Annotated in this window: 17 protein-coding genes; 1 reads left to right on the top strand and 16 read right to left on the bottom strand. The window is 75.4% G+C overall.

Translation table 11 applies throughout. The features are described from left to right. Window positions 1-179 precede the first annotated feature (179 nt). Window positions 180-1772: a M4 family metallopeptidase gene (locus CFP65_RS07155; protein WP_104815289.1), complete on the top strand. Its 1593-nt coding sequence runs from the start codon at window positions 180-182 to the stop codon at window positions 1770-1772. 38 nt (window positions 1773-1810) lie between these two features. Here the strand turns inward: CFP65_RS07155 and CFP65_RS07150 are convergent, their stop codons facing one another. From CFP65_RS07150 to CFP65_RS07075, 16 genes are all read right to left on the bottom strand, one after another. Next, window positions 1811-2842, bottom strand: a complete 1032-nt coding sequence (locus CFP65_RS07150; RefSeq protein WP_158702072.1) for a macro domain-containing protein — start codon at window positions 2840-2842, stop codon at window positions 1811-1813. Between the two features lie 30 nt (window positions 2843-2872). Then, on the bottom strand, window positions 2873-4555 hold the full coding sequence (locus tag CFP65_RS07145; RefSeq protein WP_104815288.1) for a hypothetical protein: 1683 nt from the start codon (window positions 4553-4555) through the stop codon (window positions 2873-2875). Between the two features lie 4 nt (window positions 4556-4559). Beyond that, window positions 4560-6983 carry a GTPase-associated protein 1-related protein gene (locus CFP65_RS07140; protein ID WP_104815287.1) on the bottom strand — a complete coding sequence of 808 codons (2424 nt, stop codon included), beginning with the start codon at window positions 6981-6983 and terminating at the stop codon, window positions 4560-4562. A 1-nt stretch (window position 6984) separates the two neighbouring features. Next, a complete protein-coding gene (locus CFP65_RS07135; protein WP_104815286.1) occupies window positions 6985-8208 on the bottom strand; it encodes a hypothetical protein in 1224 nt (407 codons plus the stop codon). Then, window positions 8209-10185 (bottom strand): hypothetical protein, encoded by a 1977-nt coding sequence (locus CFP65_RS42030; RefSeq protein WP_104815285.1) that lies wholly within the window; start codon window positions 10183-10185, stop codon window positions 8209-8211. After that, entirely contained in the window at window positions 10185-12215 is a 2031-nt protein-coding gene (locus CFP65_RS42025; RefSeq protein WP_104820705.1) for an AAA family ATPase, read from the bottom strand. The genes CFP65_RS42030 and CFP65_RS42025 overlap by 1 nt, the downstream gene beginning before the upstream one ends. Next, a complete protein-coding gene (locus tag CFP65_RS38745) occupies window positions 12212-13870 on the bottom strand; it encodes a hypothetical protein (RefSeq protein WP_158702071.1) in 1659 nt (552 codons plus the stop codon). The genes CFP65_RS42025 and CFP65_RS38745 overlap by 4 nt, the downstream gene beginning before the upstream one ends. Continuing rightward, window positions 13867-14553: a 4Fe-4S single cluster domain-containing protein gene (locus tag CFP65_RS07115; RefSeq protein ID WP_104815284.1), complete on the bottom strand. Its 687-nt coding sequence runs from the start codon at window positions 14551-14553 to the stop codon at window positions 13867-13869. The genes CFP65_RS38745 and CFP65_RS07115 overlap by 4 nt, the downstream gene beginning before the upstream one ends. Then, complete coding sequence (locus CFP65_RS07110; protein ID WP_104815283.1) at window positions 14550-15683, bottom strand: hypothetical protein; 1134 nt, start codon at window positions 15681-15683, stop codon at window positions 14550-14552. The genes CFP65_RS07115 and CFP65_RS07110 overlap by 4 nt, the downstream gene beginning before the upstream one ends. Continuing rightward, on the bottom strand, window positions 15680-16591 hold the full coding sequence (locus CFP65_RS07105) for a protein phosphatase 2C domain-containing protein (protein ID WP_168219575.1): 912 nt from the start codon (window positions 16589-16591) through the stop codon (window positions 15680-15682). The genes CFP65_RS07110 and CFP65_RS07105 overlap by 4 nt, the downstream gene beginning before the upstream one ends. Beyond that, the gene (locus CFP65_RS07100; protein ID WP_104815282.1) at window positions 16588-17406 is read right to left on the bottom strand and encodes a VWA domain-containing protein; all 819 of its coding nucleotides are present in this window, start codon (window positions 17404-17406) and stop codon (window positions 16588-16590) included. The genes CFP65_RS07105 and CFP65_RS07100 overlap by 4 nt, the downstream gene beginning before the upstream one ends. 52 nt (window positions 17407-17458) lie before the next feature. After that, window positions 17459-18091, bottom strand: a complete 633-nt coding sequence (locus CFP65_RS07095; RefSeq protein WP_254552270.1) for an RES family NAD+ phosphorylase — start codon at window positions 18089-18091, stop codon at window positions 17459-17461. Between the two features lie 53 nt (window positions 18092-18144). Further along, window positions 18145-18849: a hypothetical protein gene (locus CFP65_RS07090; protein WP_104815280.1), complete on the bottom strand. Its 705-nt coding sequence runs from the start codon at window positions 18847-18849 to the stop codon at window positions 18145-18147. Continuing rightward, window positions 18846-22358 carry a CHAT domain-containing protein gene (locus tag CFP65_RS07085; RefSeq protein ID WP_104815279.1) on the bottom strand — a complete coding sequence of 1171 codons (3513 nt, stop codon included), beginning with the start codon at window positions 22356-22358 and terminating at the stop codon, window positions 18846-18848. The genes CFP65_RS07090 and CFP65_RS07085 overlap by 4 nt, the downstream gene beginning before the upstream one ends. 202 nt (window positions 22359-22560) lie before the next feature. Further along, complete coding sequence (locus CFP65_RS07080; protein ID WP_104820703.1) at window positions 22561-22926, bottom strand: 6-carboxytetrahydropterin synthase; 366 nt, start codon at window positions 22924-22926, stop codon at window positions 22561-22563. A 29-nt stretch (window positions 22927-22955) separates the two neighbouring features. After that, window positions 22956-25670: an AAA family ATPase gene (locus tag CFP65_RS07075; RefSeq protein WP_104815278.1), complete on the bottom strand. Its 2715-nt coding sequence runs from the start codon at window positions 25668-25670 to the stop codon at window positions 22956-22958. Between the last annotated feature and the right edge of the window lie 223 nt (window positions 25671-25893).

Genomic DNA, 25893 nt, shown 5'->3' with positions numbered 1-25893 from the left:
TCGAGCGGTATCGGGTGGTTGGTCCCAATGGCAGGTAATGCGTCGACCATACCGGGGTCAGTCCGATGATCGGAATTGGCTACGAGTTGGTGAAGATTTTGCCCGGGGGATGGCGGGGTTGGCTGTGCGCCGACAAGCTCTGACCACTTGTTCGCTTGAGCCACCCCACTGGAGTCAGAGTGAGCCCCTCCTCCTCTCGGCGTCGTCAACTCGCGGCCGGTGCCGCGCTGGTCGCCGCCGCCCTCGTCACCGTCACCGTGCCCGCCGGGACGGCCTCCGCCGTCAGCACCCGCGACGCCGCGATAGCCAGGGCCCAGGCCAACGTGGCCCGCCACGCCGCCGACTTCGGCTTCGGCGCCGACCAGGGCCTGGTGGTCAAGGACGTCATCATCGACGCCGACGGCAGCCAGCACGTCCGCTTCGACCGCACCTTCCGCGGCCTGCCCGTGGTCGGCGGCGACCTGGTGGTGCACCAGGACGCCAAGGGCCGTTTCAAGACCTCCTCGAAGGCCGCCGCCCACGACCCGGCCGTCAAGAGCACCGTCCCCGTGGTGGCCGCCCAGCAGAGTGCGGGCCACGCGCTCCAGGCCGCCCCCCAGATCAGCGCCGCCACCAGCACCCCCGAGCTGGTGGTCTGGGCCGCCGACGGCACCCCGCGCCTGGCCTGGCGCACCACGGTGACCGGCACCGGTCCGCACGGCCAGCCCGCCGGCCAGGTGGTGGTCACCGACGCCGCCACCGGTGCGCAGATCGAGTCCTACTCGGCCGACGAGCAGGCCACCGGCACCGGCCACTCCGAGTACACCGGCGACATATCGATCGCCACCACCCAGCAGGCCGACGGCAGTTACGCGCTGATCGACCCGGTGCGCGGCCACCGCACCCGGGACGCGCACAACCTCTCCTCCAGCTCGGTCAAGGCCACCTCGGGCACCCTGGTCACCGACGCCGACAACGTCTGGGGCGACGGCCGGAAGTTCTCCACCGACCGCACCACCGCGGCCGTGGACGCCCACGCCAACACGGCCTGGACGTACGACTACTACAAGAACACCTTCGGCCGGAACGGCATCAAGAACGACGGCAAGGGCGCCACCGTCTTCGTGCACGTGGGCACCAACTGGGACAACGCCCAGTGGTCGGACGCCTGCTTCTGCATGATGACCGGCGACGGCAACGGCACCACCGACCCCGAGCAGGTCGACCTCGACACCATGGGCCACGAGATGACCCACGGCGTCACCAGCGCCACCGCCAACCTCCGGTACAGCGGTGAATCCGGCGGCCTCAACGAGTCGACCAGCGACATCTTCGGCACCATGGTCGAGTGGTACGCCAACAACGCGGTGGACACCCCCGACTACCTGTTCAGCGACCAGTCGACCCCGCCGTGGCTGCGGCGCTTCGACAAGCCCTCGCTGGACGGCGCCTCGGCCGACTGCTGGAGCAAGACCGTCGGCCGGCTCGACGTGCACAACTCCTCGGGCGTGGGCAACCACTGGTTCTACCTGGCCAGCGAGGGCAGCGGCAGCAAGACCATCAACGGCTACGCCTACAACAGCCCGACCTGCAACGGCTCGACCGTCAGCGGGATCGGGAACCAGAAGGTGGCCAAGATCTGGTACCGCGCCCTCACCGTCTACATGACCTCCACCACCACCTACAAGGGGGCCCGCACCGCCTCGCTGAGCGCCGCCACCGACCTGTACGGCGCGGGCAGCGCCGAGTACAACGCGGTGGCCGCCGCCTGGAGCGCGGTCAGCGTCTCCTGACACTCCGTGGTGCGGCCCGGCCCCGGGCCGCACCACCCTCAGCGTGCCCCCAACACCGCGCCGACCAGCCGCAGTTGGTGCGGGTGCCGGACCAGCAGGTGCAGCTCCCAGGGGGCGCCGCGGGAGAGCTCGGCCTCCACGGCGGCCCAGAGCGCCCGCAGGCTCAGCTCGGGCTGGAGCCCGCCTCGGCCGGCGCCGAGCAGCGGGAAGCAGACCGAGCGCAGCGGCGGTCGGTGCGCCGCGTGCTCCTCGGCCAGCAGGGCCAGGGCCCGGGCGGCGCAGCGGGTGACGTCGGCCGGGTGCACGTCGTAGTCGTTGGTGCCGGCCCGGGGCACGGCCAGCGCCGCGTGGTAGACCCGGCGCACCCCCTGCTCCACCAGCGCCCCGGCCGAGGTGGGGGCCACGGTGCCGGGCGGCACGGCCCGGCCGGCCGCCCCGTGCTCGTCCAGCCAGCGCCGGAGCTCCACCGCGAGCCGGTCCTCGATCACGTCCCCGGTGGGCCCGCGCAGCGCCCCCGAACGGCGCAGCGCGGCCGAGACGGAGGCCTTGTACGGCTCGGCCAGCGCCAGGTAGACGTTGCTGGGGGAGACCACCACGTCCACGTCCCGGAGCAGGTCGACCGGGTGGGCGTGCACCTGCACCTGGACCGGGCCGCGCTGGTGCGGCACCTGCAGCAGCCGGTGCGAGGACGGCGACTCCTCCTCGAAGGGCGTGAACGGCTCGGCCGGATCGGTCAGTTGGTCGGCGAGCCGGCCGAGCAGCAGCAGCTCCTGGTGGCGCCGGAAGCGCTCCACGCTCACCGAGTAGACCTCGGCCGCGCGCTTGCGCCGGTCGGCGGGCGGCGCGTCGCTGGTGCCCGGGGAGAGCCCGAGCGAGTGCGCTGCCGCCTCCCGCAGTTTGCCCTCCTCCAGCCGGCTCACCGCGCGGCGCAGCAGCGCCTCGATGCCGCCGGCCCGGCCGGCCAGCGCGGCCAGGCCCGGCAGGTCGAGCTCGTGCAGCCGCAGCGGACCGGCCCGCCGCACGGTGCGCAGCTCGTCCAGCACGGTCTCACGGTCAGGTCCCCCAAGCATGTGCCCAACGATCGCACCAGGAAAGGTCGTTCACAAGCTCATCGGCTCCTCCTCGAGTGGTTGGGCGCCCGGGAAGGCGACCTTCGGGCCGGTGCCCGGCCCGCTCGCGCGCCGGGCCGGGGCCCGCAGCCGGCGGCGCTGGCGGCCGGCCAGGCACCAGTCGACCAGCGGAGCCACGCTCTCGTGCACCCCGGCGTCCTCGGCCCGCCCGCCCTCGGCCAGCCGGGCGGCGGTGAAGAAGAACCGCACCTCGCCGAAGGTCAGCCGCATGGCCCGCACCAGGTTGCCCTGCCCCAGCTCCTGCTCCAGCCAGGCCGCCGCCACCGCGCTGTCCTGCTGCCGGGCCCAGTCGGTGCGCCAGCCGAGCGCCGGGGCCAGCAGGTCGGTCTTGCTGATCGCCACCGCGAGCCGGCAGCGGCGCAGCGGCACCGCCATCGCCCGGATCGCCTCCACCGCCTGGTCGAAGACCTGCTGGGGCGGCATGTCGGAGGCCAGCCCGAGGTCCAACTGCGCGCGCTGGGAGGGGTGCAGGCCGGCGGTGAAGGTGGACACCGCGAGCGGGTCGAGCACGAAGAGGAAGGTGCGGGCCGCCCGGGCGTAGCGCAGCACGTCGGTGTCCGCCCGGTTGCCGAACCGCTCGCCGGCGGTGTCGAACAGGTGCAGCAGGCGCGGCGGGCTGTCGTGGTCGAGTAGGACGGAGTGGGCCCGGCGGATCTCGCGCGGGGTGGCCCGCGGGTGCCCGCTGATCTCCAGCACCTCGCGCAGCAGCCGGTAGCGCTCCTCGGTCTCCTGGTCGGCGAACCGGCCGCGGGTGCGCCCGCCCGGGCCGGGCCGCTGCAGCTGGGCCAGCACGGCGGCCATCAGCAGGGTTTTGCCGGCCGCCCGGCCGCCGATCAAGGGCAGCGCGAACTCGGCCAACCGTCCGGTCTCGGTGCTGAGTTGGCGTGAGCAGTGGGCGTGGGTGCAGTAGCCGGGCAGCCGGTACCGGCCGCCGAGCAGCGTGGTGGGCAACCGCTGTCCGCAGGCGCAGCGGCGGCGCAGGATCCCGTACCGCCCCGGCAGCAGCCGGGAGTGCCGCCGCCGGCACTCCGGCTCGGCGCACTCGTGCTCGGGCAGCGGCACCCGTTCGAAGCAGTGCGGGCAGAGCACCCCGTCCTGAAGCCCGCGCAGCCGCAGCGCCGCCAGGTCGAGCCCGCGCAGCACCCCGGCGGTGGCCCGGGCCCCGGTCTGGGCCAGCCCGGCCAGCGCCCCCTGCCCGAGCTGGAGCAGCAGCAGCGCCGCCCCGCCCACGGCCAGCCCGGCCAGCAGCCCCACGTGCAGGGCCAGCCCCACCGGCACGGAGAACGGCCGCTGCCGGGCCGGGCTCTGCTCGATCCGGTCGTTGACCGCCCGGAAGGCGTCCACCGCCCGCTGCCGGTACAGCCGGAAGCCGTGCTCGCCGATCAGCCGCAGATCCCGCTGCGCGGGGCCGAACCAGTAGTTCCGGTGGGCGGGTTGGTCCTCCTCTTCGGGGAGGGGCAGCGGCCTGGTCTGGTACTGCGGGTCGAGCCGGCGCAGCACCGAGTGCACCAGCCGGGCGTACGCGGGCAGCAGGGTGCCGGCGAACCGCAGCGCCTGCCCGAGGGCGAGCACCGGGGCGACGAACAGGACGAAGAGGGTGAGCAGGGCGAGGTAGCCGAGGAACAGCAGGGCCTCGCCGGCGAGTTCTCCCACGGATTCACTCCTCGGTCTTCTCGGCGCCGCCGCGCCGCAGCTTCAGCCGGCCCGCGACGCGGCGGCGCAGCGGCACCGGGCGTTGGGCGAGCAGGTACGCGATCCGTTCGGCCCAGGCCGGGTCCACCGGCTCCAGCGCGCGCCGCAGGCGGTCCAGGTCGGCCTCGGGCCAGTGCTCCGCGATGCCGGCGAGCAGCTCGCGCTTGGGCAGCCGGGTGCGGGTGAGGGTCACCAGGTGTTCGATCAGGTACCGGTTGGCGGGGTGGTGGCGGCCGACCCGCTTGGCCTCCCGGTCGAGCCGGTCGAGGTAGGCGAGGGCCGTCGGCTCCTCCAGCTTGCTCAGCCGAGGACCGGTCGCCGCCGGGTCCCGGACCGGGCGTTCGATCAGCAGGCGCGGCAGCTGGGCGTTCAGCACCGACCGGGCGGAGTGCCAGTGTTCGGGCGGCGGGTCGTCCAGCAGCAGGGCGAGCGAATCGGCGTCGACCGCGTTCTGGACCAGCTCGGCCAGTTCCAGGGTGCGGGCGAGGCAGCTCCGGGCGTCCGCGGGGAGCCGGTCGGCCGTCGGCAGCCTGCGCAGCAGCGAGGCCACGCGGGTGTACTCCTCCCACTGGTACTTGTCCGGGATCTCCTGGCAGACGGTGGCGGCGAGCCAGCCGAGGGCGCCGTCGGTCCAGTGCAGGCCGGGCAGCTTCGCCGGCAGCAGCTCGGGCAGCAGGAGGCGCGCCTCGGTGAGCGTCCAGCGGCCCGGCCCGTGCGGCCACAGGACGCGCAGCAGCCGGCCGTCGAGCACGCCGGTGCCGTTCGCCTCCAGGATCCGCACCAGGGCGCCGTGGGCGGTGGTCCGGTGGCGCTCGACCTGGACGGCCAGGAAGTCCTCCAGGAGCTCCGGACGGCCCGTCAGGTCATCGGCGTCGATCAGGCCGGCCGGCAGCTCGGCGAGTACCGCCCGGAACTGGCCGGGGCGGTCGCCCTCGAGGCGGAGCACGGCCTCCACCACCCCGGCCCGGAAGCCCGGCCAGCGCTGTGCGGCGGCGGTCAGCTCGGCCGCCAGGGCGGTGAGGCTGCTGTCGGTGACCGCCGTGGCGAGCAGCTGCTCGGCGATCCGGGTGCTGTGCGGGGCGAGTTGCCGCTCGGAGGGCTCAAGACCGGCTCCGGCGGCCCAGGCCAGCAGGCGCAGCGCGGCGGCCCCGTGGGCGGTCTCGAAGGTGGCCAGCCAGCGGGCGGTGGTCCGCACCCGCTCCTCGGGGTCGGTGATCCGGACGGGGGCCGGGTGCCGGGCGGTGTCGTCCCGGATCGCCAGCAGGTCGTGCTCCACCACCTGGCCGGTCATCAGGGCGGCCAGCTCCGTCTGCCCGTGGGCCCGGGCCAGCGGGATCAGTTCGGTCAGCTGCGGGCGGGTGAGCCGCTGGTGCCGGTACAGGTCCTGCAGCACGGTGGTGACCGCCCCGGACGGTGGCCCGGGGCTCTGCCGCAGCCAGTCGGTCACCGCCGCCACGTCCGCCTCGGTCAGCCGGATGGCGGCCGCGGCGGCGGTGGCCGCCGCCGGGCCGTGCCAGTCCTGCGCCGTCTGCTCGTCGCCCCGCAGGTGCACGCCGGTGCGGGCCCAGAAGGCCGAGGCGGCCCGCAGACCGATCCGGGTGAGCAGCCCGACCAGTGGGTGGTCGGGCAACGGAGGCACCCGGCCCTGGACGAAGTCCAGCAGGTGGAAGGCGTCCTGGTGCTCCGCGCCCAGGTCGAGCCGGATCTCCGGCACGGTGCCGACCAGGTGCAGCCGGGCGCGCTCGGGCCGGTGCTGGTAGGTGGCGAAGGAGAGCCGCCGGGCCAGCGGCGGCGGCAGCAGGTAGCAGACGGCGGCCACCCAGTGCGCCACGCTGGCCGAGTCCCGCTCCACCAGTAGCACCGTCCGCTCGTGCGCCAGCGCGTCCAGGGTGGCGGCCAGCAGGGCGCCCAGCAGCTCGGCGTGCGGGTGCTGGCGGAGGAACAGGCCGACGACCGACGGGGAGAGCGGACCGGCCGGGACGGCCCCGAGCTCGGGCAGTCGGGTGCCGGTGGCGGGGGTGCTCGACCAGGCGGCCGAGCCCCAGAGCTCGATGCCCAGCAGGCCGCCGGCGTCCCGGGCGAAGTCCGGGCTGCCGAGCGCGTGCGCGAAGTAGTTGCCGACCCGCCGGGAGGAGTCCCGGCCCACGTACCGGACCTGCGCCGAGAGCGCCGGGCTGCCCGGGACGTGCACCAGGTTGACCGGGCAGCGGGCCAGCTCCTCGGGCGTCTGGGCGCCGAGCAGTGAGCGGGGCGGCTCGTACGCGGTGAGCGCCTCGACCAGCCGCATGGTCTCGGCGGAGGTCTCCGGGCTGACGGCGTTGAACTGGTAGCCGGCGAAGCCGCTCAGGCCGTGTTCGCAGGAGGTGTAGTACAGCTGTTGGAAGGCCATCTCAGGCCTGCCGCTTGGTCGTTGCCACCGAGCCGAACTCGCTCAGCAGCCAGAGCAGGGGGTCGGTCACCCGGTAGGGCTGGATGCCGGTGGGGGCCACCCGGCCGTCGGTGGTGGGGCTGTTGCCGAGCGCCGACATCCCGAAGTAGCGGTAGTGCCGGTAGTTGGTCTCCAGGATCTGGTCGAGCTGGCCGCCGCGCCACTCGCGCAGCAGGTGCCGGACCTCCTCGTGCACGTCCAGGCTGTCGGCCGTGTGGAAGCGCCCGTCGGCGGGCGGCTGGGTCAGCAGCGGGCTGCCCGGGGCGAGCCCGTCCCAGAAGGCGTCCAGCTTGGCGAAGACCACCGCGATCGGGGTGCTGATCCGTCCCACCCGGGCGGCCCCCGGGCGCAGCCGGCCCCCGCGCGGGCCGGCCGCCCGGTGCGGCAGCAGCATGCTGGTCACCCGGGAGAGCACGTTGATCGGCGAGTCCTGACCCTCGGTCTCCGGCAACGCGGCGCCCGGACGGGCCAGTTGGCGGGCGCCGGGCAGCTGGAGCGGGTCCAGGATCAGGATGATGCCGTCGGAGTTGGCCAGGTAGCGGGTGTTGACCTGGATCTTCTCCTGCGAGTTGAAGTCCTCGCCGGCGGTGTCGAAGAAGGAGAGCAGGGTGTGCTCCGGCCGGTCGCCGAGCAGCCCCCGCCGGGTCAGGCCGAACCGGAAGACCATCGGGTCCACCCGGTTGTCGTTGACCAGCGCGGGAGGGGTGGCCTGGAACATCGCCCCGCCCTGGTAGAGCGGGTCCTGGTAGTGGGTGTCGAACCGGTTCATCGTCTCGTCGTCGGCCGCCATCAGCGCGAAGCCGCCGAGCGCGCCCACCCTGTTCATCAACTCGTGCAGCAGCACGGTCATGTAGACCGTCTTGCCGGAGGCCTTGGCCCCGACCATGGCGATCAGCCGGTTGCCGAGCAGGCCGAACTGCGCGGGCAGGGTGGAGTGGCAGACCGGGCAGACCCGGAAGGTGGTGACGGCCTCGCAGGCCCCCGCGTGCGGGGTGAGCTGCTTGCGTCCGTCGTCGGCGAAGACCGGGCCGAGCTCGCCCCTGATGCCCCGGCGCTGGACCAGGACGGGGTCGCGCTCGCGGCGGCAGCGCTTGCCGGTGGGGCCGGTCTGGCTGCTGCACCGGAACATGATCCGGCGGACGGTGAAGGTCTCGTAGCAGTACGGGCAGGCGAGTTCGGCGGCCATTCAGGTCACTCTCAGTCGATGCAGGGCCAGCGGGCGGAGCACCACGGACCGGTCCTCGGGTGCCACCGGCAGGCAGACCAGCCACGAGGGGCCGCGGGTCGCCGGGACGGCGAGGCGGAGGGTGAACGGGGTGCCGGCGGTGAGCTCCTGGGCCGGCAGTTCGTGCAGCACGGTGCCCTCGCCGGCCCGGGTGGGCCGGTCGCGGCCGAGCCCGTGCACCACGCGCAGCGGCGGCAGCCGGCAGTCGGCCTCGGCGGTGAAGACCACCCGGGCCGTCCACCCGTGCAGCCCGGCCCGCGAGGTCCAGGCGCGCGGGCCCTTCGGCAGCACCACCTCGTACCGCACCTCGGGCGGCTCGGCCTCCACCCGGAGGGCGGACTGTGCCGCCGGCTCGGCCGGCGCCGGGGCGTACGCCCAGACCGTGAGGTCCACCGCGCCGCGCCCGACCGGGAGGGTCAGGCCACCGTCGTGCTCGTACCCGCGCCGCGAGCAGCGCAACTCCCCGCTGCCGGCCACCCCGGCGGGCGTCGGCCCGTCCACCTGCCAGCCGACCCGGGCCTCCCGGCTCTGCGCCGGCCAGGCCCAGCGGACCAGCAGCCGGTCACCCCGGCGCAGGGCGTCGAGATGGGTGACGGGGACGGGGTAGAGGGCGGTGCTCGGCTCCTCCTCGACGGCGGGGGAGGGCGGCGGGGCCTTCGGGGGGAGGGGCGGATCCTCCTCGGCAGGGCTGGGTGGCTCCTCGACCGGTGTGGGCGGGGCGAACGGTGGCTCCTCGACGCTCTCGGGCCGGACGGTCGGTGCTTCCCGGACGGGAGACGGCGGTGGAACGGGAGCCTTCAGCAGGGCCTCGAGCGGCTCCGGGTCGTCGACGGGCGGCCGGTGCGGCTCCGGGTCCTCGACGGGCGGTTGGTTCAGCTTCGTTTCCTCGACGAGGAGTTGGTGTGGCTCCGGGTCCTCGAAGGGGAGCGGTGGGGGCTCCGGGGTCCAGGCGCTGCGCCTCCTCGGGGCGGGGCCGGCCGGGGCGTGCTCGATCCAGAGCATGCCGAAGGCCGTGGCCAGGGCCAGGCCGCGGGCGACGGCGAGTTCGGGCTGCTCCTGGCGGACGAGCAGGCCCAGCGGGCCGAGGAGTTCGCCCGCCTCCGGGGCGGCGCCCAGGCCGCCGGCCAGCAGGACGCTGCTCGGCGGCTCCCAGCCGCGCTCGCCGGTCCGCAGCAGCAGGGCGTCGGCGGCTGCGGCGGCCTGCTCCCGCAGTGGGCGGGTGACGGCGGCCAGGGTCGCCCGGTCGAGGAACAACAACTGCTCGCCCAGCTGGAGTTCGGCCTGATCGGCGGAGCCGAGGGCGAGCCGCAGCTGCTCGGCGGCCCGCCGCAGCGCGCTCTCCGGGACGGCGGTGGCCGGGAGGCCGTACCGGAGCCGCAGCTCGGCGGCGAGCAGGCCGTCCCACTGGTCGCCGCCGATCGGGGCCCGGGCGGAGTCGACCACGGTGACGGTGCGGTCGTCGCCCGCGACCTCCAGCAGGGTCAGGCGCAGCCCGGTCGCGCCCTGGTCGTGCACCAGGACGGTGCTGCGGACGCCGTCCCGGACGCCCGCGTAGTGCAGCAGGACGGCCACCGGCTCCGGCAGGGTCTGCGCCACCCGCAGGTTGGCGGCCTCCACCGCCCGGACCAGCGTCGCCTCGCCCGTCCCGTACGCCGGTACGCCCAGCAGCACCTCCCCGGGGTGCGGCCGGCCGGCCTCGACCGTCTGCCGGACGAGCTCCGCGAGCACGCAGCCGACCGCCGCCTCGCCCTCCGGGCCCGGCCGGCCGAGCAGCCGGGCCCGGGCGGAGAACGCGCCCTCGGCCCGTTCGGCCCGCAGGCCGCCGCCGGGGGTGCGCCGCACGGTGGCCGGCTGCGCGGGCCCGACCGCCGCCGGGCGGCCGCCCGGATCGGCCCAGGCGAGCCGGGCGAAGCTGTCGCCGAAGTCCAGTCCGTCCATCACTCCCCGCCCTCGGCCGGCGCCGGGCGGACCCGGGCCGTGCCCTGCTCGTCGATGTCCAGCAGCAGTCGGCTCCCGGGCTGCGGCCGGTGGTCCATCAGGTGCTGCACCACGGTGTGCAGGACGGCCTCGAACTCGTTGCGGATCTGCCGCCCGCCGTACGCCCGCTGCTCCGGATCGGACATCCGCTCGGTGATCCACCGGTGCAGGGCCGGCCGGTCGGCGAGCAGCCCGACCCGGTGCCGTTCGCGGACGGAATCGGCGAGTTGGGCGATCAGCCGCTCGGCGATGCCGACCACGTGCTCGGTGCGCAGCATGTCGAAGACCACCACACCGGGCCGGAGCCGGCCGTAGATCTCCGGCCGGCCGATCGCCCGGAACCTGCGCTCCACCGCCTCGGTGAAGTGCTCCTGGATCACCTCGTAGGGCAGGTCGTCGCCGTACTCGGCGAGCAGCTCGTGCAGGCCGTCGGCACCGGTGTTGGAGGTGAAGATGATCAGGCTCTGCGAGAAGTGCGCGGTCTGCCCCTGGCCGTCGGTGAGCCGGCCGTCCTCCAGGATCTGGAGAAATTTGTCCAGCACGGCCGGGTGGGCTTTCTCGATCTCGTCGAAGAGCAGCACGCTGAACGGGCGTTCCTGCACCCGCCGGGTCAGTTCGCCGCCGCGCTCGTGGCCGAGGTAGCCCGGCGGGGCGCCGGCCAGCCGTTCGGCGGCGTGCTCCTGCTGGTACTCGCTCATGTCGAAGCGGGCGTAGGCGCTCGGGTCGCCGAAGATCAACTCGGCCACGGACTTGGCGAGTTCGGTCTTGCCCACCCCGGTCGGGCCGACGAAGAAGAACGCGCCGCGCGGCCGGGAGGCCCCCGAGCTGCCGAAGCCGATCCCGATGTACGCCGCCTGGAGCGCGCCCACCACCGCGTCCACGGCGGGCCGTTGGCCGATCACCCGAGCGCCGAGCTTCTCGGCCGCCGCCGCGATGGTGCGGTGGTCGAGCTGGGTCCACGGGTCGGTGGTGACGTTCAGCCGGTACCGTTCGAGCAGTTTGCCGGGCTCGCGCAGCGGGGCCTTGCGCAGGTGCGAGGTCCGCGCCAGCGCGTCCAGCTCCCAGCCGGTCAGCCCGTCGGTGGCGGCCACCAGCGGCTCGAACTCGGCCGCCTTGGCCAGCGCGCCGCCGTTGAACTCCGGGCCGATCATCCGGAACCAGCGCCGCCGCTCGGCCTGGTCGGGTGCCTCCACCTGCAGCACCACGGTGCGCGGCTCCTCCCGGTGCAGCCAACCCGGCAGCCGGGCCAGGTCACCGGTGACGGCCAGCACCGGATTGCGCGGGCGCTGCTCCGGGGCGGCGATCCGCGGATCCGGCGCCGGGGTCACCGCGTCGGCCATCGCCGCGCGCAGCCGCAGGTAGCCCACCGCGCTCTTCGGGTCGCCCAGCGGCAGCACGTGGTCCAGGTCCTCGAAGACGAAGGCGATCGCGTTGCCCGGGTGGGCGGCCATCCGGTGCGCCTCGGCGAGCGCGTCGTCCACCGAGTTCAACTGCCGTACCGGGCCGGGCCGGAAGACCTGCCCGGTGGCCGCCAGGGCGCGGGCGCCCCGGCTGGTGACCGACGGCCCCCGGGCCCCGGCGGAGTCCGGCGGTGCGGCCGCGCCCGGCGGTGGGGCCGCGCCCGGTGGAGCGGCGGTGGCCGGTGGTGCGGTGGGGGCCGGCCGGGGGCGGGCCGAGCGCTCCGGGGTCTGCCGGTGCAGCTCCTCGAACCGCTCGTGCTGCCAGTCGAGTTGGTCCTCCAGCGGGAAGGTCAGTCCGTCCACCGGGCTCCACCAGGCCACCACCTCGAAGCCGCTGGCGTAGAGCGAGGAGGCCAGCACGGTGCGGAACGGCGCCGGGCGCCCGTCCCACCACCAGCGGTCACGCACCCGTCCGGTGAGCACCACCTGGCGGCCCCGGCGCAGCTCCATCGAGAGCGAGATCACCCAGCGCGGCGCCCCCGGCCGGGCGACGGTCCGCTCCTCGGTGGGCTCCGGGGTCTGGCCCGTCATGCCGTCCGCCCCGGCTGCCGCCGGGTCGAACCGGCCTGGCCGGGCGGCGGCTTGCCGTCCCAGTCGAGCTCGGCCGGCTGGTAGCCGTCCGGGGCCATCAGGCCGTGCACGTGGTCGAGCAGTGCCTCGGTGCTCTCGCAGACCACCTCGTTGCGCTCGGGCAGGAACCGGCGGTCGCTCTCGCCCTCCACCACGTAGCTGAGCACCGGCACGCCGTTCGGGTCCTCGCGCAGGGTGGCCTGGTAGGTGGCGCCGTTGGCCCGACCGAAGACCAGCACGAAGTCCTGCCCTTCGGTCTCGCCGCTCAGGAAGCCCAGGCCCTCCGCCGCCATCGCCTCCTTGAGCGACCTGGCCAGCTCGGCCCGGCGCTCGTACGCGGCAAGCACCGTGTCCAGCCGCTCCTCGGCGGCGGGCAGCAGTAGCTCCAAGGCCTGTACCGCAGCGAGCGCGCTCGCTGCCTGCCCGGCCGCGAGCGCCCCCTCCACCCGCTCCAGCGCCCCGGTCAACTGCCCGCGCAGCCCGGCCTCGGCGAAGTCGGCGGCGTCCTGGGCCGCGTCCCGGGCCCACGGAGCCACCAGCTCGAAGCGCTCCCGCGCCTCGGCCAGGCCGGCCGCCAGCCGCGCGGCCTCCGCCTCGGCCCGCAGCCGCGCCAACTCGGCTGCGAGCTCAACGTCTTCGGTGCCTTCGGTACTTTCGGCGTCCCCGGCCTCCTCGGCCGCCGCCGGGCCCGAGGGGCCGGTGGGGTCCACAGGATCGACGGGATCGATGGGATCGATGGGATCGGCGGGGTCGGCGGGGCCGGTTCCGCTGCCGCCCGTCGACCGACCGGCTACGCTTCGGCCGCCCGCCGGTGCTGCCCCCGCCCGCGCCGCTGCTGCGGCCGCCTCGGCCCGCTCGGCGGCCGCTGCTTCGGCGGCCAGGGCGCGGGCCTGGCGGTCCTCCTCCCGGGCCACCGCGCCTGCGTGGCGGGCGAGTTCGTGCTCGGCGGAGCCGAGCAGGGCGTCGAAGCGGAGGTCCTGGCCCTCGGCGAGGGCCGTGCGCAGACGGCCCAGCTGCTCCTCACAGCGGACCCGGCCGGCCGGGTCCGCTGGGCCGATGGTGGTCAGCCGCTGCTCCAGCTCGGCGAGTTGGGAGGGCCGATCCTCGGCGGTGACCCCCGGGGCGGCCGCGTGGCGCAGGGTGATCACCCGGCCGCGCAGCTCCTCGACGGCGGCCCCGAGGGCGGCGTCGGGGCTGAGCCGGAGCCGGGTGCGGAGCTCGGAGAGCCGGGCGTCCAGGTCGAACATGGTGTCCGGGTCCGTCCGGCCGCGCACCTCGGTGATCAGGCCGGCCACCTCCTGGAGGCTGCGGCCGACGGCCGCGCGCCGCAGCTCGGTGTGGGCGGCGATCCGTCCGTCCCGTTCGACGGCCCGCCGTTCGCCGACCCGTTCGGTGCGCTGCCGGGCCCGCTCGCGGGCCTTGGCCATCCGCTCCCGGTCCAGCCGCTCGCGCCGGGCCTGCTCGGCGGCGCGCAGGGCCGCCAGCCGGGCCCGCTCCCGGGCCCGGGCCTGCTCGCGGCGGCGCAACTCCTCGCGGTGGGCCCGCCGCCGGGCGGCCTGGGCGGCCGCCAGGGCGGGGCTCACGGTGACCGCGCTGTACATGGGCGAGCCGCTCAAGGGGTACCTCCCGAGGGGTGCGGCGCTGGGTCCGCAGGACGGAGTTCGAAGCCGCCGGCGGCCAGCCGGCGTTCCAGTTCGGCCCGGAAGCCGGGTACGGCCGGTACGCCGGCCCAGGAGACGGAGCCGTCGAGCCCGACGGAGAGCTGCAGCCCGGCGCTGGTGTCCGGCTCGGTCAGCACCTCGGCGTGCCGCGGGGTCAGGGCGTGGATCCGTTGGTTGGAGGAGCCGCGCCAGCGCAGGTCGGCGTGCCGGGCGGCCTGGTAGGGACCGTCCACCAGGAGGTCGAGCCGCTCCAGCAGGGCCAGTTGGGCCGGGCTGCCGCGGCGCAGCGCCGCCAGTGGGAAGCCGGAGTACGCCATGGTGGAGAGTCCGGGCCGCCGTTCGGCGAGCCGGTCGAGCAGTTCGGTGAGCGCCTCGGCCTGGGCGAACGGCTCCCCGCCGGAGAGCGTCACCCCGTCGATCCCGGGCAACCCGGCCAGCCAGTCCACCAGTTCGGCGACCGGCCGCCCCGTCCCCGGCTCGGCGAAGGGCAGCGTCTCGGCCGCCACGCACCCGCCGCAGCGCAGCGGGCACCCCTGCACCCAGATCACCGCCCGCTGCCCGGGGCCGAGCACCGCACACCGGTCCAGCGTCCGGGCGACGGCCAACAGCCGTCCCTCCGAGGTGAGTTCCGTCGTCATCGCATCCTCCTCGATGCCGGTCCCGGTCCCGGAGCCAATACGGGCGTCGGAGCCGCAGCCGAGTCAGCCAGGGGACCGGCCGGGTGGTCCGGGGCCGGGGTGTCCTCGCGGTACTGGGGGCGGCCCGCGCGGGCCAGGTCGCACCAGGGGCACCAGGCGCGCTCCGCGGTGTACACGTGCCGACGGTTCGCGGGGCAGCGCCAGAGCCGCTCCGGAGCGAGTTCGGCCGCCAGCGCCCCGGCCCAGTCGGCCGCCGTCGGACGGCTCTGCGGATCGGCGCGCCCGGTGGGTCCGAAGGCGGCGCGCAGCCGGTCGCGCACCGCGCCCGGCAGCAGGTCGGCCGGGGGGAGCTGGGCGGGCCGCAGGAGGCTGCGCGGGTCGGTCAGGTGGCACCGGCCGTGCAGCAGGTTGTCGTCCTTGGAGTGGTAGGGCCCGCCGTCGGCCGGCGTGCCGTGGAAGGGGTGCAGATCGGCCAGCAGCAGCTGGTGCACCAGCACCGCGAGCACGAAGTCGTCGGCGGCGGCCGTGAGCGGACCCTCGGGGTCGGTGATCCGCTCGGGAGCGGTGTAGCCGGGGCTGCGCATCCGGCTCGCGAACAGCTCCTCGCGGTCGGTGAACTGCCAGGAGTCCAGGTCGGAGAGGGCGACGTAGCCCTCGGCGTCCACCCAGACGTTGTCCGGCTTCAGGTCGCCCAGCAGGTATTCGGCCTCGTGGGCGAGGGCCAGCAGGGCGGCCAGTCGGGCCGCCGCCCGGAGCGCGGTGGCCCAGTCGGCCGCCGGGAAGTGCTCCGCGCGGGCCCCGGCGTCCAACAGGTGGTCAAGCGGCCGGTACCGGGGGCGGAGATTGGTCATCAGGTACCCGCCCAGCTCGCCGCGCCTGGTCCGGACGGCGAGCAGCGGCCAGGCCACCGTGCCGAGCGAACCGTCCAGCAACCGGGTGGTGCGCGGCTGTCGGCGGTGGCCGACCAGCCGCTCGATCCGCCGCCGGTGCTGCGGCCCGTCGATCGGGTGGGGCACGATCTTGGCCACCAACTCGGGCTGTCCGGCCACCGCGTAGACCTGCCCCTCGCCGCCTCGGCCGACCTCCTCGGTCAGCCGCCAGCAGCGCCCGTCCTCGGCCAGTACGGTCATCGCCACGGCGCACCGCCGGGGGAGAGCGCGCAGAGCACGGTGAGGTCGTCCCCGCTGCGGGCCGCGCCCGGAGCCAGCAGCAGCGCCTGGAGCGGGGTGGCGTCCCCCCGGCCGGCCCGCAGCCGGGCGGCCAGTGGCCCGAAGAACCGGGGTGAGGGCTGCGGTCCGTCCGCACCGGGCCGCCCGTGGACGGACGGGGCGTCGAGGACCAGCGGCGCACACCCGTCGGTGGCCAGCACCACGCCGGTCAGCCGCGGTTCGCACAGCACCAGGGTGACGGCGCGCTCCCGGACCCCGGGCGTGGAGAGGAAGGCGGTCGGCTGCGGCGGCAGCGCGAGCCGCGCCTGGTCGCCCTCCTCGCCTTCCTTGCCTTCCTTGCCCTGCGGGCAGGTCAGCACCGTGCCGAAGCAGTCGCCCACCTGGAGGAACCCGACCCAGGGCGGCCGGATCACGGCGGCGGCCAGCGTGGTGGCCAGCGCGTCCGCGCCGCCGCGCGCCCCCGCCTTGCCGTCCCCCTGCTTGCCGTCCCGCTCCCCGCCGTCGCCCGGCTCGCCGCCTGCCGTCCCGCCGTCCCCCCGCTCGGCGGCCAGCAGCGCCTGCACGGCCCGCTGGTGGGCGGCCAGTACGGCGTCGGTCCGCCCGTCGAGCCAGGCCGTCCACTCGGCGGCCTCCGCGCCGGGCGGTGGCGGGTCGGCCGCGAGCAGGCGGCAGGCCGTGTCCACGGCCAAGTGGGCACCGAGCGCGCCGCGTTCGCGGCTTCCCGCGCCGTCGGCGACGGCCAGCACCAGGGTGGCGCCGTCGGGGGAGGCGGCCGCCCGGAAGGCGTCCTGGCAGCCCTGGGCACCGGCGAGGTGGGCTGCGCCCTGGACCACCACGCCGGCCACGATCCGGCCAGGGCGGGGGGTCACAGCTCCTCCTCGACGAGCGAGGCGAGGGTGGCCTGGACTCGGGCGAAGGCGGCCACCCGCCGGTGGGTCTGCCCGGCCGAGTCGCGCGGGTCGATCCGGTCGACGCTCTGGAAGAGGAAGTCGAGGATCCGGGTGAAGTCCAGGGTGTCCAGCAGGTACGTGGCCTCCGGGGCGAGCACCTCGAGCAGGGCCTGGTCGGCCCCTTGGACGCCGACCACGAAGAAGACGCAGCCGCGTTCCTCCTCGGCCCGCCGCAGGAGCGCGGCGTCGGCGGCCAGGTCGGCCGGGCTCAGGGCGGTGCCCGCCCCGTCGGTGGGCGCCCCGTCGGTGAGCAGCCAGATCACCGGCCGCTGCACGGGCACCCCCTGGGCGGTGAGCGCCCGGTGGCGGTCGGCGGCCAGGTCGAGGGCCAGCCGGATGGCGGGCAGCAGGTTGGTGCAGCCGCCGGCGGCGAGCTCGGGTGGCTGCAGGCCGTCGATCGGGGCGAACAGCTCCCCGGCGGTGCCGGTGCCGGTGCCGGTGCCGGTGCTGGTGGCGGTGGCGGCGGCGGCCCGGTCCCGGGGCACCAGGGCCCGGGTGGCCGGATCGAAGACCCGGACCTCGGAGTCGAAGGTGACCAGGCAGACCTCCACCCGGGCGCGCAGCCGGGGCTGGGCCCGGACGGAGTCGAACCAGTCGGCAAGTGCCCGGTTGAGCTCGGCGATCCGGGGCCGGTCGGCGGGGCGGCCCATCGAGGCGGAGGTGTCCAGCAGCACGATCACCGGCTGGCGCTCGTCGTACCCCTGGCCGAAGCCGAGCGAGAGGGAGGCGGTCACGGCGCGGCCACCTCCACGTGTCCAGGGCGTATCCCGAGCGAGAGGGAGGCGGTCACGGCGCGGCCACCTCCGCACCGAGCGGCGGCACCAGTGCCGCGCGCAGCGGGGCGAGCAGGCGGTTGGCCTCGGCGGTGCCCTCCGGGGAGTCCAGCGCGAGGGAGCTGCCGGGGTCGTCCGTCACGGCCTCCCGGCCGCACCGGTCGCCGAACAGCACCAGCGCCGTGCGCGGCCGGTGCCGCCGCGACTGCCAGAGCAGGCCGTCCGCCTCGGCCACCCGGGCCCGCAGCTCGCCGGCCCAGCGGCGGGTCTGCGCGTAGCCGGGGCCCTCGGTCTCCAGCAGCCAGGAGTCCTGGCAGACCCGGGCCAGGTCCTCCTCGCTGACCAACCGCACCAGGCACAGGTCCCTGGTGGTGCGCAGCGCGCTCAGCGAGCGGCCGGCCACCCGGGCGTACGGGATCAGCCGGGTGCCGGTGCGGCCGTCGAACGGGATCGAGCGGAGCAGCACCTCGGCCAGCGCGGTGACGCGGTCGGGCGCCGCGTACAGGTACGGGTACGGGTCAAGGCTGGTGCCGTCGAAACGGCTGCCGCCGAAGTGCAGGTCGGCCCGGACGGGGTTGAACTCGGCCCCGGCGTACTTGGTGGCGTGGCAGCGCCACAGCTCGGTGCCGGCGGGCAGGGTCTCCATCACGGGCTCCAGCCGAAAGGTCTCCGAGTCCGCGGGGGGCAGCTGAGCGGTCATCAGTCCCCCTCGGTCAGGGCCAGCGCGGCGGCGGCCAGCAGTTCGTCGGAGATCCGGCCGAGCAGCTCGGCCGGCGTGCCGCCCAGCCAGCTGTTGCCGGCCAGCCACCAGTCGGCGGCACCCCACGGGTCCTGCTCGGCCAGCAGCAGCGCGTTGATCCTGGTCACCACCGGCAGCGGGCTGCCGTCGGTGGCGAACTGGAAGGCGGGGAAGCCCTCGTGGCCCCCGGCGTCGACCAGCCGGATCAGGCCGGTGGCGGGCACGCTCAACGTGGCGAGCTCCGCGCCGCTGAGCCGGGGCGCGGCGAGCAGCCGCCGCTGCGCGTCGGCGATCAGCGCGGCGGTGGAGTCCTCGGCGTCGGCCTGCGCCGCCCCGTGAGCGCCCTGCGGCCCGGCTTCCGGCTGGGTGTCCGTGGCCGGCTCCAGCCAGGCGAGGAGTTCGCGGGCCGCGTCGGCCGCCGGGCGGTGGTCGAGGACGGCGCCGCGCTGGCCGTCCAGGGCCTGGCGGACCGGGTGGTCGAAGGGCAGGGGCAGCAGGGCGAGCTTCACCCCGTGCAGGGCCCGGGCGGTGGCGCGGTCGTCGCCGGTCGCCTCGGCGAGGGCGCGCAGGCGGGCGCGCAGCAGCTCGCGGCCGGGCGGGTCCAGGGCGGCCTCAGTCTCGTCCCAGTGCTGCCGGAGCAGCCTCAGCAGTGCTTCCGGAGTCATGCCCCCTCCTTCTCGGGCCCGGGGGTGGCCCCGGGGTGTCCGTGGTGCACGAAGGCCGCCCAGAGCGGCAGCCGGTCCAAGTGCGGTCGGCCGACCTCGCGCAGCAGCTGCGGGTCGAGGCCGGGTGGTGCGGTACGAGCCGGGTCGAGCATCCAGCGCTGCGCGGCCTGCAGGGCGTCAGCGGGGCTGCGCCCGTGGGCCGTCAGGTGGTGGTGGAAGACGGCCATCATCAGTGCCGAGGCCGAATCCCGGGTGGTCCAGCGCGAACCGACCACGTCCTTGGCCCCGGCCGCCAGGAAGGCCGTGGCCAGGGTCAGCGCCTCGTCGTGGTCACGGGTGCTCAGGTCCGTCTCACAGGCACTCAGCACCACCAGCGGCCCCGCCGCCGCACCCGGCCCGGTCGGCCGGTCCAGCAGCCGGCTCACCGTCAGCCGCCCGGCCTCCGGCGGCCCGCCCGGCGGCGGCGCCAGGTGCAGGGCCGAGACGGTCGGCTGGGTGGCGGCCGTGCCGTGCGAGGCGATGTGCAGCACGCCGACCGGCGCCGATGCCGATCCTGCTCCCGGCACCACTGCGGGCTCGGCCGGGGCTCCGGGCAGCAGGGCGAGCAGCTCCTCGGGGGTGCCGAGGCCCACCGGTGGGTCGGGCAACTCGAAGTACGTGCCGTACAGTTCGGCCGCCGGGTAGCAGGCCGCGCGGAGCGCCAGCACCTCGTGCTCGGCGTGCAGCAGGGACTGGCCCGGGTCGGCGACCAGCACGGTGCGGGCGCCCGGGGCGGGGCGTTCACGGGCGGCGGCTCGGAGGAACTCGCGGCCGGAGGCGGCGTACGAGAGTACGGCGATCTCGCAGACGTACCGGTGCGGCGCGGCGGCGGGCAGCCGGGCGGCGTGCCAGGGGACCACGCCGAGGTGGCCGCAAGGCACCAGCACCAGCCGGGGGCCGCCGGGGCGGTCGCGGTGCCGGGAAGGGTTGGCGGCCAGGCGCTCGGCCAGGCCGTGCAGCACCGGGCCGACCACGGCGGGGTAGGCCCAGTCGGTGAGGTCGGTGAGCGCCTGTTCCCAGGCTTCCTGGACGGCGGGCAGGCCGGCCTGGTCCGCGCCGGCCAGCAGTGTGGAGCGCTCGGCGGAGACGGTCAGGTAGCGCTCCAACGGCTCGCGCCGGTCGGCGGCGAGCAGCGGCAGCGCCAGCACACCCGGTTCGAGGTCGGGGCCGAGCACCAGGGCCAGCCCCGGGCTGGAGCCCGGGCCCGGCAGCAGGTAGACGAGGGCGTCGGCCTCCGAGGGCCGCAGGCCCGCGTTGAGCTCGGCCAGCCCGGCGGGGGCGAACGGGCCCAGGCCCGCGCCGTAGCCGAGGGCCGCCAGCACCTGTCGGCGCAGCCGGCTGGGCACCGGGCCCGGCTCGGCCTGCGCCTCGCCCGCCCGGCGCAGGGCCGCGGCCAGCTCGGGGTGGCCACGCCGGTCAAGCAGCTCGGGTAACTCGGCGGTGGCGGCGGTGGCTTGGAGCACCATCGACCGGCCGAGCTCCAACATGGTGATCGCTCGTTCGGTCTGGTCCTGCGAGCCGGCCCACCAGGCCGCCTGGAGCGCCCGGGAGGCTCCCTCCCGGGCGACCAGCAGTCGGTGCTCGGCCTCCGCCTCCAGCAGCACACCGGTGGCCAGCGCCTCGAAGGACTCCACCATGGCCTGCGCGGCCAGCGCGTGGTCGTCCAACTCGGGTCGGCCGCGCCGCCGGTGCAGATCGGCCAGCTGCCAGAGCAGATCGGCGTCCCCGAACCCCGGCCCGTCCCGCCGCATCTGCTCCCTGATCGGGCCGAACTCGGCTATCGCGGCGTCGAGTTCAGCCGACTCGCCGGTCATGGCCGACTGGAGCGCGCGGGCCAGGGCACGGAGCCTGGCGGTGTGCGAGGAAGCCTCGGCCGACTCCTCGGCGGGCGGTCTGCCGAGCAGTGGCCGGAGCAGCTCGGGATCCTCGGCCAGGCCGGCCCGGATGGCGGTGGCGCTCGTGTCCAGCGCCTCGCGCAGGCCGAGCGCCTCGGCGAAGGGCGCCATGCCATCCAGGGCGGACATGATCAGGTTCATCCCCGTCTCCGTCAGCATGGCGTCGCGCCGGAGCCGGCCGAGCGCCTGGTACAGCTGGCCGAGCACCAGGGCGGAGGTCGAACGGGCCTCGTCCGGCAGGCCGCGCTCGCGCAGCACGAGCAGATCGGCTATGCAGCGCTCCAGGCCGGTGGCGTCCTCCTCCTGCTCCAGCCGCTGGGCCTGGACCAGGATGGCGGCCAGCTGGACCAGGTCGCGGAACGGTCCGTCCGCCCCTCCCGCACGTTCCGCCACGTGGGCTTTCAAGTCCTCGAGTTGACGTTCCGCCTCGCGCTGGTCCCGGAGGTTGCCGCGGAGCATGGGGGAGAAGGAGAGCAGGCTCGGGCCGATCAGGGCGAGGTACGGGTACACGTGGTCGGTGGGGCTCACCCGCTCCCCGCTGCGGGCGAGTTGGCCGATCGCGTCGGCCAGCCGCTCCGGGTCCTGGGCGAGGAAGGCGTCCTTGACCCGGAGTACCGCGTAGGCCATCGCGTCCGTTGCCACGGCGTACGGGTCGGCCGGCTGGTGGATGCGGTCGCCCTGCACGGAGGAGGCCAGCGCCTCGGCCTGTTCGGGGCTGAGCACGCCCGGGGCGGCCAGGTTGGTCAGGCCGAGCAGCAGGGCGGTGGTCCGGTCGTCGGCCTCCGCCGTGGCGGCGCGGTCTTCGGCCGTGCCGAGCACGGTGGCCGGGGTGGCCGACTCCACCAGGCCGGGCGGCAGCAGGCCGAGCAGCGCCTGCAGCTGAGCCCGGTGCGGGAACTCCGGGGGCAGGGCGTCGACGAACCCGCTGAGGTCGTCCAGGCCGAGCGACGGCCCACCGGTCATCAGCCCGAGGACGGTGCGCAGCGACTCCACCATCCTCCGCTGCTCCGGCGGCCAGGGCAGCTCGCCCAACTCCTCGAGCACCGAACGGACTTCGGTGAGCTCGGCGGTGGCCGAGGCCAGCACGTCCCGGTACCCGAAGTACGAGGCGAAGTCGGTGGGCCGGGCCGTGGTCAGCTGCGGCGGCACCAGCAGGACGGCGAGGGCCAGCCCGGCCCGCTGCGCCTCCCACCCCGACAGCGCCTTCCCTCCCGACAGCGCCGGCCGGGCGGACCTGGCCTCGCGGAGCAGCACGATCGCCCGCTCGCGGTCGGGGCCGAGGTGGTCGCCCGACCCCCAACCGCCGGCGCCGGCGCCGTTCCGCTCCAGATGGCGCCAGCCGAGCAGGCCGCCCAGGCGGGCGGCGAGCAGCGGGCGCAGCGGTTCGCCGGTCGGCAACAGGGCTTCCAGCTCGGCCAGTTCGGCGATCATCGCGTCCCGGGCGGCCGGGTCGTTCAGCTGGGCCCGGGGCGGTGCGGAGGCGTCGGCCGGGAGCAGCGGTTCGGCCCGTTCGAGCACCGCCGCTGCCCACAACCGCACCCCGGCGAGACCCCCGTCCTCGCCGGGGCGGTCCATGAGGGCATCCGGTGCCGGAAGGCCTGATCGGTCTGAAGCGGAATCCTGCTGGCCGGTCGTCATCCCACACCCCGTCATGTGAAGCGCTGAGCCGCGACCCTCATCATGCCTCGGTGCTCCCCCGGCGAACCCCTCGTACTGCCGAGTCACCCGAGAACGACCCGGAACCGACCAGGAATCACCCAGGTCACCTGACGACCCGTCAGGGACGGTAGGTGGCCCAGGTCTTCGGGGTCTCGGAGATGCTGACGGCGCTGAGCTCGGGGAATCGGCCCTGCCAGGTCTCGAAGATCCAGAGGGCGAGGTTCTCCGAGGACGGGGAGAGCCCCGGCGGGACGACCTCGTTGAGGTGGCGGTGGTCGAGCGTCTCGTCCAGCCACTTCTTGAACGGGTCGAGCTCCCGGTAGTCACGCACGAACCCGGCCTCGGTCAACTGGTCCGGGGTGGCGGAGAGTTCGAGTTCGACGATGTAGTTGTGGCCGTGGAACCGGGCGCACTGGTGCCAGGACGGCAGCACGTCCAGGATGTGGCTCGCGGAGAAGTGGAACTCCTTGGTGATGCTCAGCAGCCCCGTCCCGCGCTGCGAGCCCCGGCGGCTCACTCCGAGCCCCCGTCGGCCAGGATCCGCCGGTTGAGCGCCACGTCGGCCAGGAAGCGCCCGCGCAGCTCGGGGTCCTCGATGTGTGCGGCCTTGTCGAGCACCACGGCCCGGGCCCGGCCTAGCAGCTCCTTGGCCGCGGCCGGATCGCCCGCGCCGTCCTGGGCCAGGGCCGCGTGGTAGAGCACCTCCTCGGTGCGCAGCGCCGGCATGTCGCCGACCTCGTCCAGGATCCGCACCGCCTCCCCGGCGTACCGGGCCGCCGCGGCCGGCTCGCCCAGGGCCAGGTGGGCCCGGCCACGCAGGGTCAGGGCGGCGATCCGGCTGCGCACCATCCCGGTCTGCTCGGTCTCCACGTGGGTGTCGAGGGCGAGCTTGTCGGCCCGGCGCAGCTGCTCCCGGTACGACTCCTCCGCGCGGGCGCCCGCCTGCTCGTCCGGGCGGACAGCGAGGTCGAGCAGGATGTCCGCGTAGAGGTTGCGGACGATCGGCACCAGGTTGGCCAGCCAGGTGCGTTCGGTCTCCAGCCAGGCCCGCTCGATCGCGGCCGAGGCCTCCGCGCGGCGGGTCGGGTCCGGGTCCGCGGCCAGCAGGCGGGCGTACAGGGCGGTGTTGTAGGCGTGCCAGCCGCTGTCGCCGCCACGCCGGTCCTCGAAGGCGAGGGCCTCCAGGAGGGCCTGCTCGGCCTGGTCCGGCCGGCCGACGGCCGTGTGCACCTGGGCCAGGTAGTTGAGCGCTATCGGCAGCTCGGCCCCGAGCGGCTCCTGCCGTAGCCGATCGACGCAGCGCAGCAGCCGGCCGAGCGCCTCGCCGAGCCGGCCGCTGTCGAAGAGGTTGACGGCGAGCTGCATCTCGGCCAGGTTGCGCGCGTGCTGGAGCACCGGGTCACCGGTGGCGCCGAGGGCCGGGTCGCTCGCGTACATCCGCTCGACCTCGTACAGCTGGGCCAGGCCGTCGGCGAGGCGGTGCTTGGAGACCTGGCGGCCGTACTCGACCTTCGCGACGAACAGCGCCACCGGGTCCTCGGCCCGGGCCGCCTTCTCGATCGCCTCACGGAGCTTGACCAGGGACGGTCCCAGGCCGCGGGTGACCAGCAGCGACTTGCCGCGCAGCAGGGTGGTGCGGGCGACCAGCCGGGCATCGCCGCAGCGGAGGGCGGCTTGCTCGGCCTCGGCGGCCAGCGCGTCCACGTCCAGCCCGCGGGCCGGCATCGCCTGGCCCTGCCAGCGGACCTCGGTCAGCGAGAGCAGCAGCTCGATCGCGCTCACCAGGCGGCGGTCGCGGCCCGGGGTGGTGCGGGGGAGGGCACGGGCGGCCTTGATCGCCACCTCGCAGTGCGACTCGGCCTCGGTGAAGGAGAGCCCGTCCAACGCGGCCGAGCGGGCCAGTGCGTAGTGCGCGTCGGCCGAATCCTCCAGGCACGGGGCGCCGCCCCGGTCCAGGTGGTGGGCGATCTCCAGCCGGCGGCCGAGCGGCAGGTCGGCGGGCTCGGTGTCCACGGCCAGCAGCGCCTGCGCGATCCGCTCGTGCCGGGAGCGGCGCTGCTCCGGGGTCTGCTGCTCGTACACCACCCGCCAGAGCGCGGCGTGCTCGAAGGCGTAGCAGTCCGTTCTCTCCGCCTCGGCCCAGGCCGGAGGCTGGTGAAGGGTGATCAGGCGGTGCCGGGCGATCCGGCTGAGCCGCTCGATCACCTCCTCGTGCGGGAGCGCCACGGTCTCGGCCACCAGGCGGGAGAGGAAGACCGGGCCCTGGACGGCGGCGACGGCGACGATCCGGCGGTCCTGCTCGTCGAGCGCGCGCAGCCGGGCCTCCACCACCCGGGCGACGCTCGCCGGGAGCGGTCCGGTGTGGTCGCTGTCCCGCTGCCACTCCTCCAGGCAGAGCGAGACCAGCAGCGAGTGGCCGCCGGTGAGCCGGAAGACCTCGCCGGGGAGAGTGGCGGGGTGCTGGTCGAACTTCAGGGCCACGAGTTCCTGGACGGCGTCCTCGGGGAGGCCGTCCAGCGGGCAGCGGGTGGCGAGGCCGTCCCGCTCCCAGAGGTCCAGGGTCGCGCTCACGGCGGTGTCCGTGTCGGGGCGGGTGTGGCTCAGGACCAGGGCCACCGGCTTGGTGGCGAGCTTGCGCACCACGCGGTCGAGCACCAGCAGGCTGCTCGGGTCGATGAACTGGACGTCGTCGACCAGCAGCACCACCGGCCGCTCCGGGGTGGCCCCGGCGAGCAGGGCCTCGGAGATCTGGAGGGCGGCGCCGAGCTGGATCGGCATCACGCTGTCGAGCGGCGCGGAGCCCGATTTGAGCGCCGTCTCGGCGGCCTCCCGCCCGGCCGTCCAGACCGCGCCCAGCCCGGGCACGAGGGCGGAGAGCATCGCGGGGGCCGACTTCACCACGCCCAGACCGGCGGCCTTGAGCACACGGCGGAGCCAGCCGGGCTGCTCGGTCTGCTCGTGCAGCTGGACCAGCAGGTCGAGCGCGGGCGCGTAGGTCAGCCCGGCGCCGATCTCGGGGTGGCAGCGGGTGGAGACGACCACGCAGGAGCTTGGCTGCGCCTCCCCGGCCGCCAGGTTCTGCGCGAACTTCGCCAGCAGGGCCGTCTTCCCCATGCCGGACCGACCCTCGACCACGAAGGCCCGCCCGTGACCGCCCGCCAGACCGCCTGCCAGACTGCTCAGCTGAGCCATCGGCTCGACCCGGTCGACGAAGTTCGTCGGCACCATTGATCCCCCAGGATTCGGACTCCGGCAGGCGCGTTCGGCCGCGCACGTGCCGAGCAGACCCTACGCCAGCGAGCCCCGGATCCGTGCCCCAACGCGCCAATCCACCGCTTCCTTGGCCCGCGAACACTCCAGGGCGGGAGCGGTACGACCGAGGTCGGGAAATCGACATTTCCCCCCTCCGGCGGAAGCGTCGCCGAGAAAGCCACGGGAAAGGCCTGTCCGG

This window comes from Kitasatospora sp. MMS16-BH015, assembly GCF_002943525.1.
GTDB lineage: Bacteria > Actinomycetota > Actinomycetes > Streptomycetales > Streptomycetaceae > Kitasatospora.
Note: the sequence above shows the minus strand (reverse complement) of the source record. Positions and strands in the feature narration are given on the sequence as shown.

Coding starts and splice junctions, on each gene's coding strand:
- CFP65_RS42025 (WP_104820705.1), bottom strand. CDS start 12,215: ATGACGGGCCAGACCCCGGAGCCCACCGAGGAGCGGACCGTCGCCCGG.
- CFP65_RS07085 (WP_104815279.1), bottom strand. CDS start 22,358: ATGGACCGCCCCGGCGAGGACGGGGGTCTCGCCGGGGTGCGGTTGTGG.
- CFP65_RS07150 (WP_158702072.1), bottom strand. CDS start 2,842: ATGCTTGGGGGACCTGACCGTGAGACCGTGCTGGACGAGCTGCGCACC.
- CFP65_RS07075 (WP_104815278.1), bottom strand. CDS start 25,670: ATGGTGCCGACGAACTTCGTCGACCGGGTCGAGCCGATGGCTCAGCTG.
- CFP65_RS07090 (WP_104815280.1), bottom strand. CDS start 18,849: ATGACTCCGGAAGCACTGCTGAGGCTGCTCCGGCAGCACTGGGACGAG.
- CFP65_RS07115 (WP_104815284.1), bottom strand. CDS start 14,553: ATGACGACGGAACTCACCTCGGAGGGACGGCTGTTGGCCGTCGCCCGG.
- CFP65_RS07095 (WP_254552270.1), bottom strand. CDS start 18,091: ATGGAGACCCTGCCCGCCGGCACCGAGCTGTGGCGCTGCCACGCCACC.
- CFP65_RS42030 (WP_104815285.1), bottom strand. CDS start 10,185: ATGGACGGACTGGACTTCGGCGACAGCTTCGCCCGGCTCGCCTGGGCC.
- CFP65_RS07135 (WP_104815286.1), bottom strand. CDS start 8,208: ATGGCCGCCGAACTCGCCTGCCCGTACTGCTACGAGACCTTCACCGTC.
- CFP65_RS07140 (WP_104815287.1), bottom strand. CDS start 6,983: ATGGCCTTCCAACAGCTGTACTACACCTCCTGCGAACACGGCCTGAGC.
- CFP65_RS07110 (WP_104815283.1), bottom strand. CDS start 15,683: ATGACCGTACTGGCCGAGGACGGGCGCTGCTGGCGGCTGACCGAGGAG.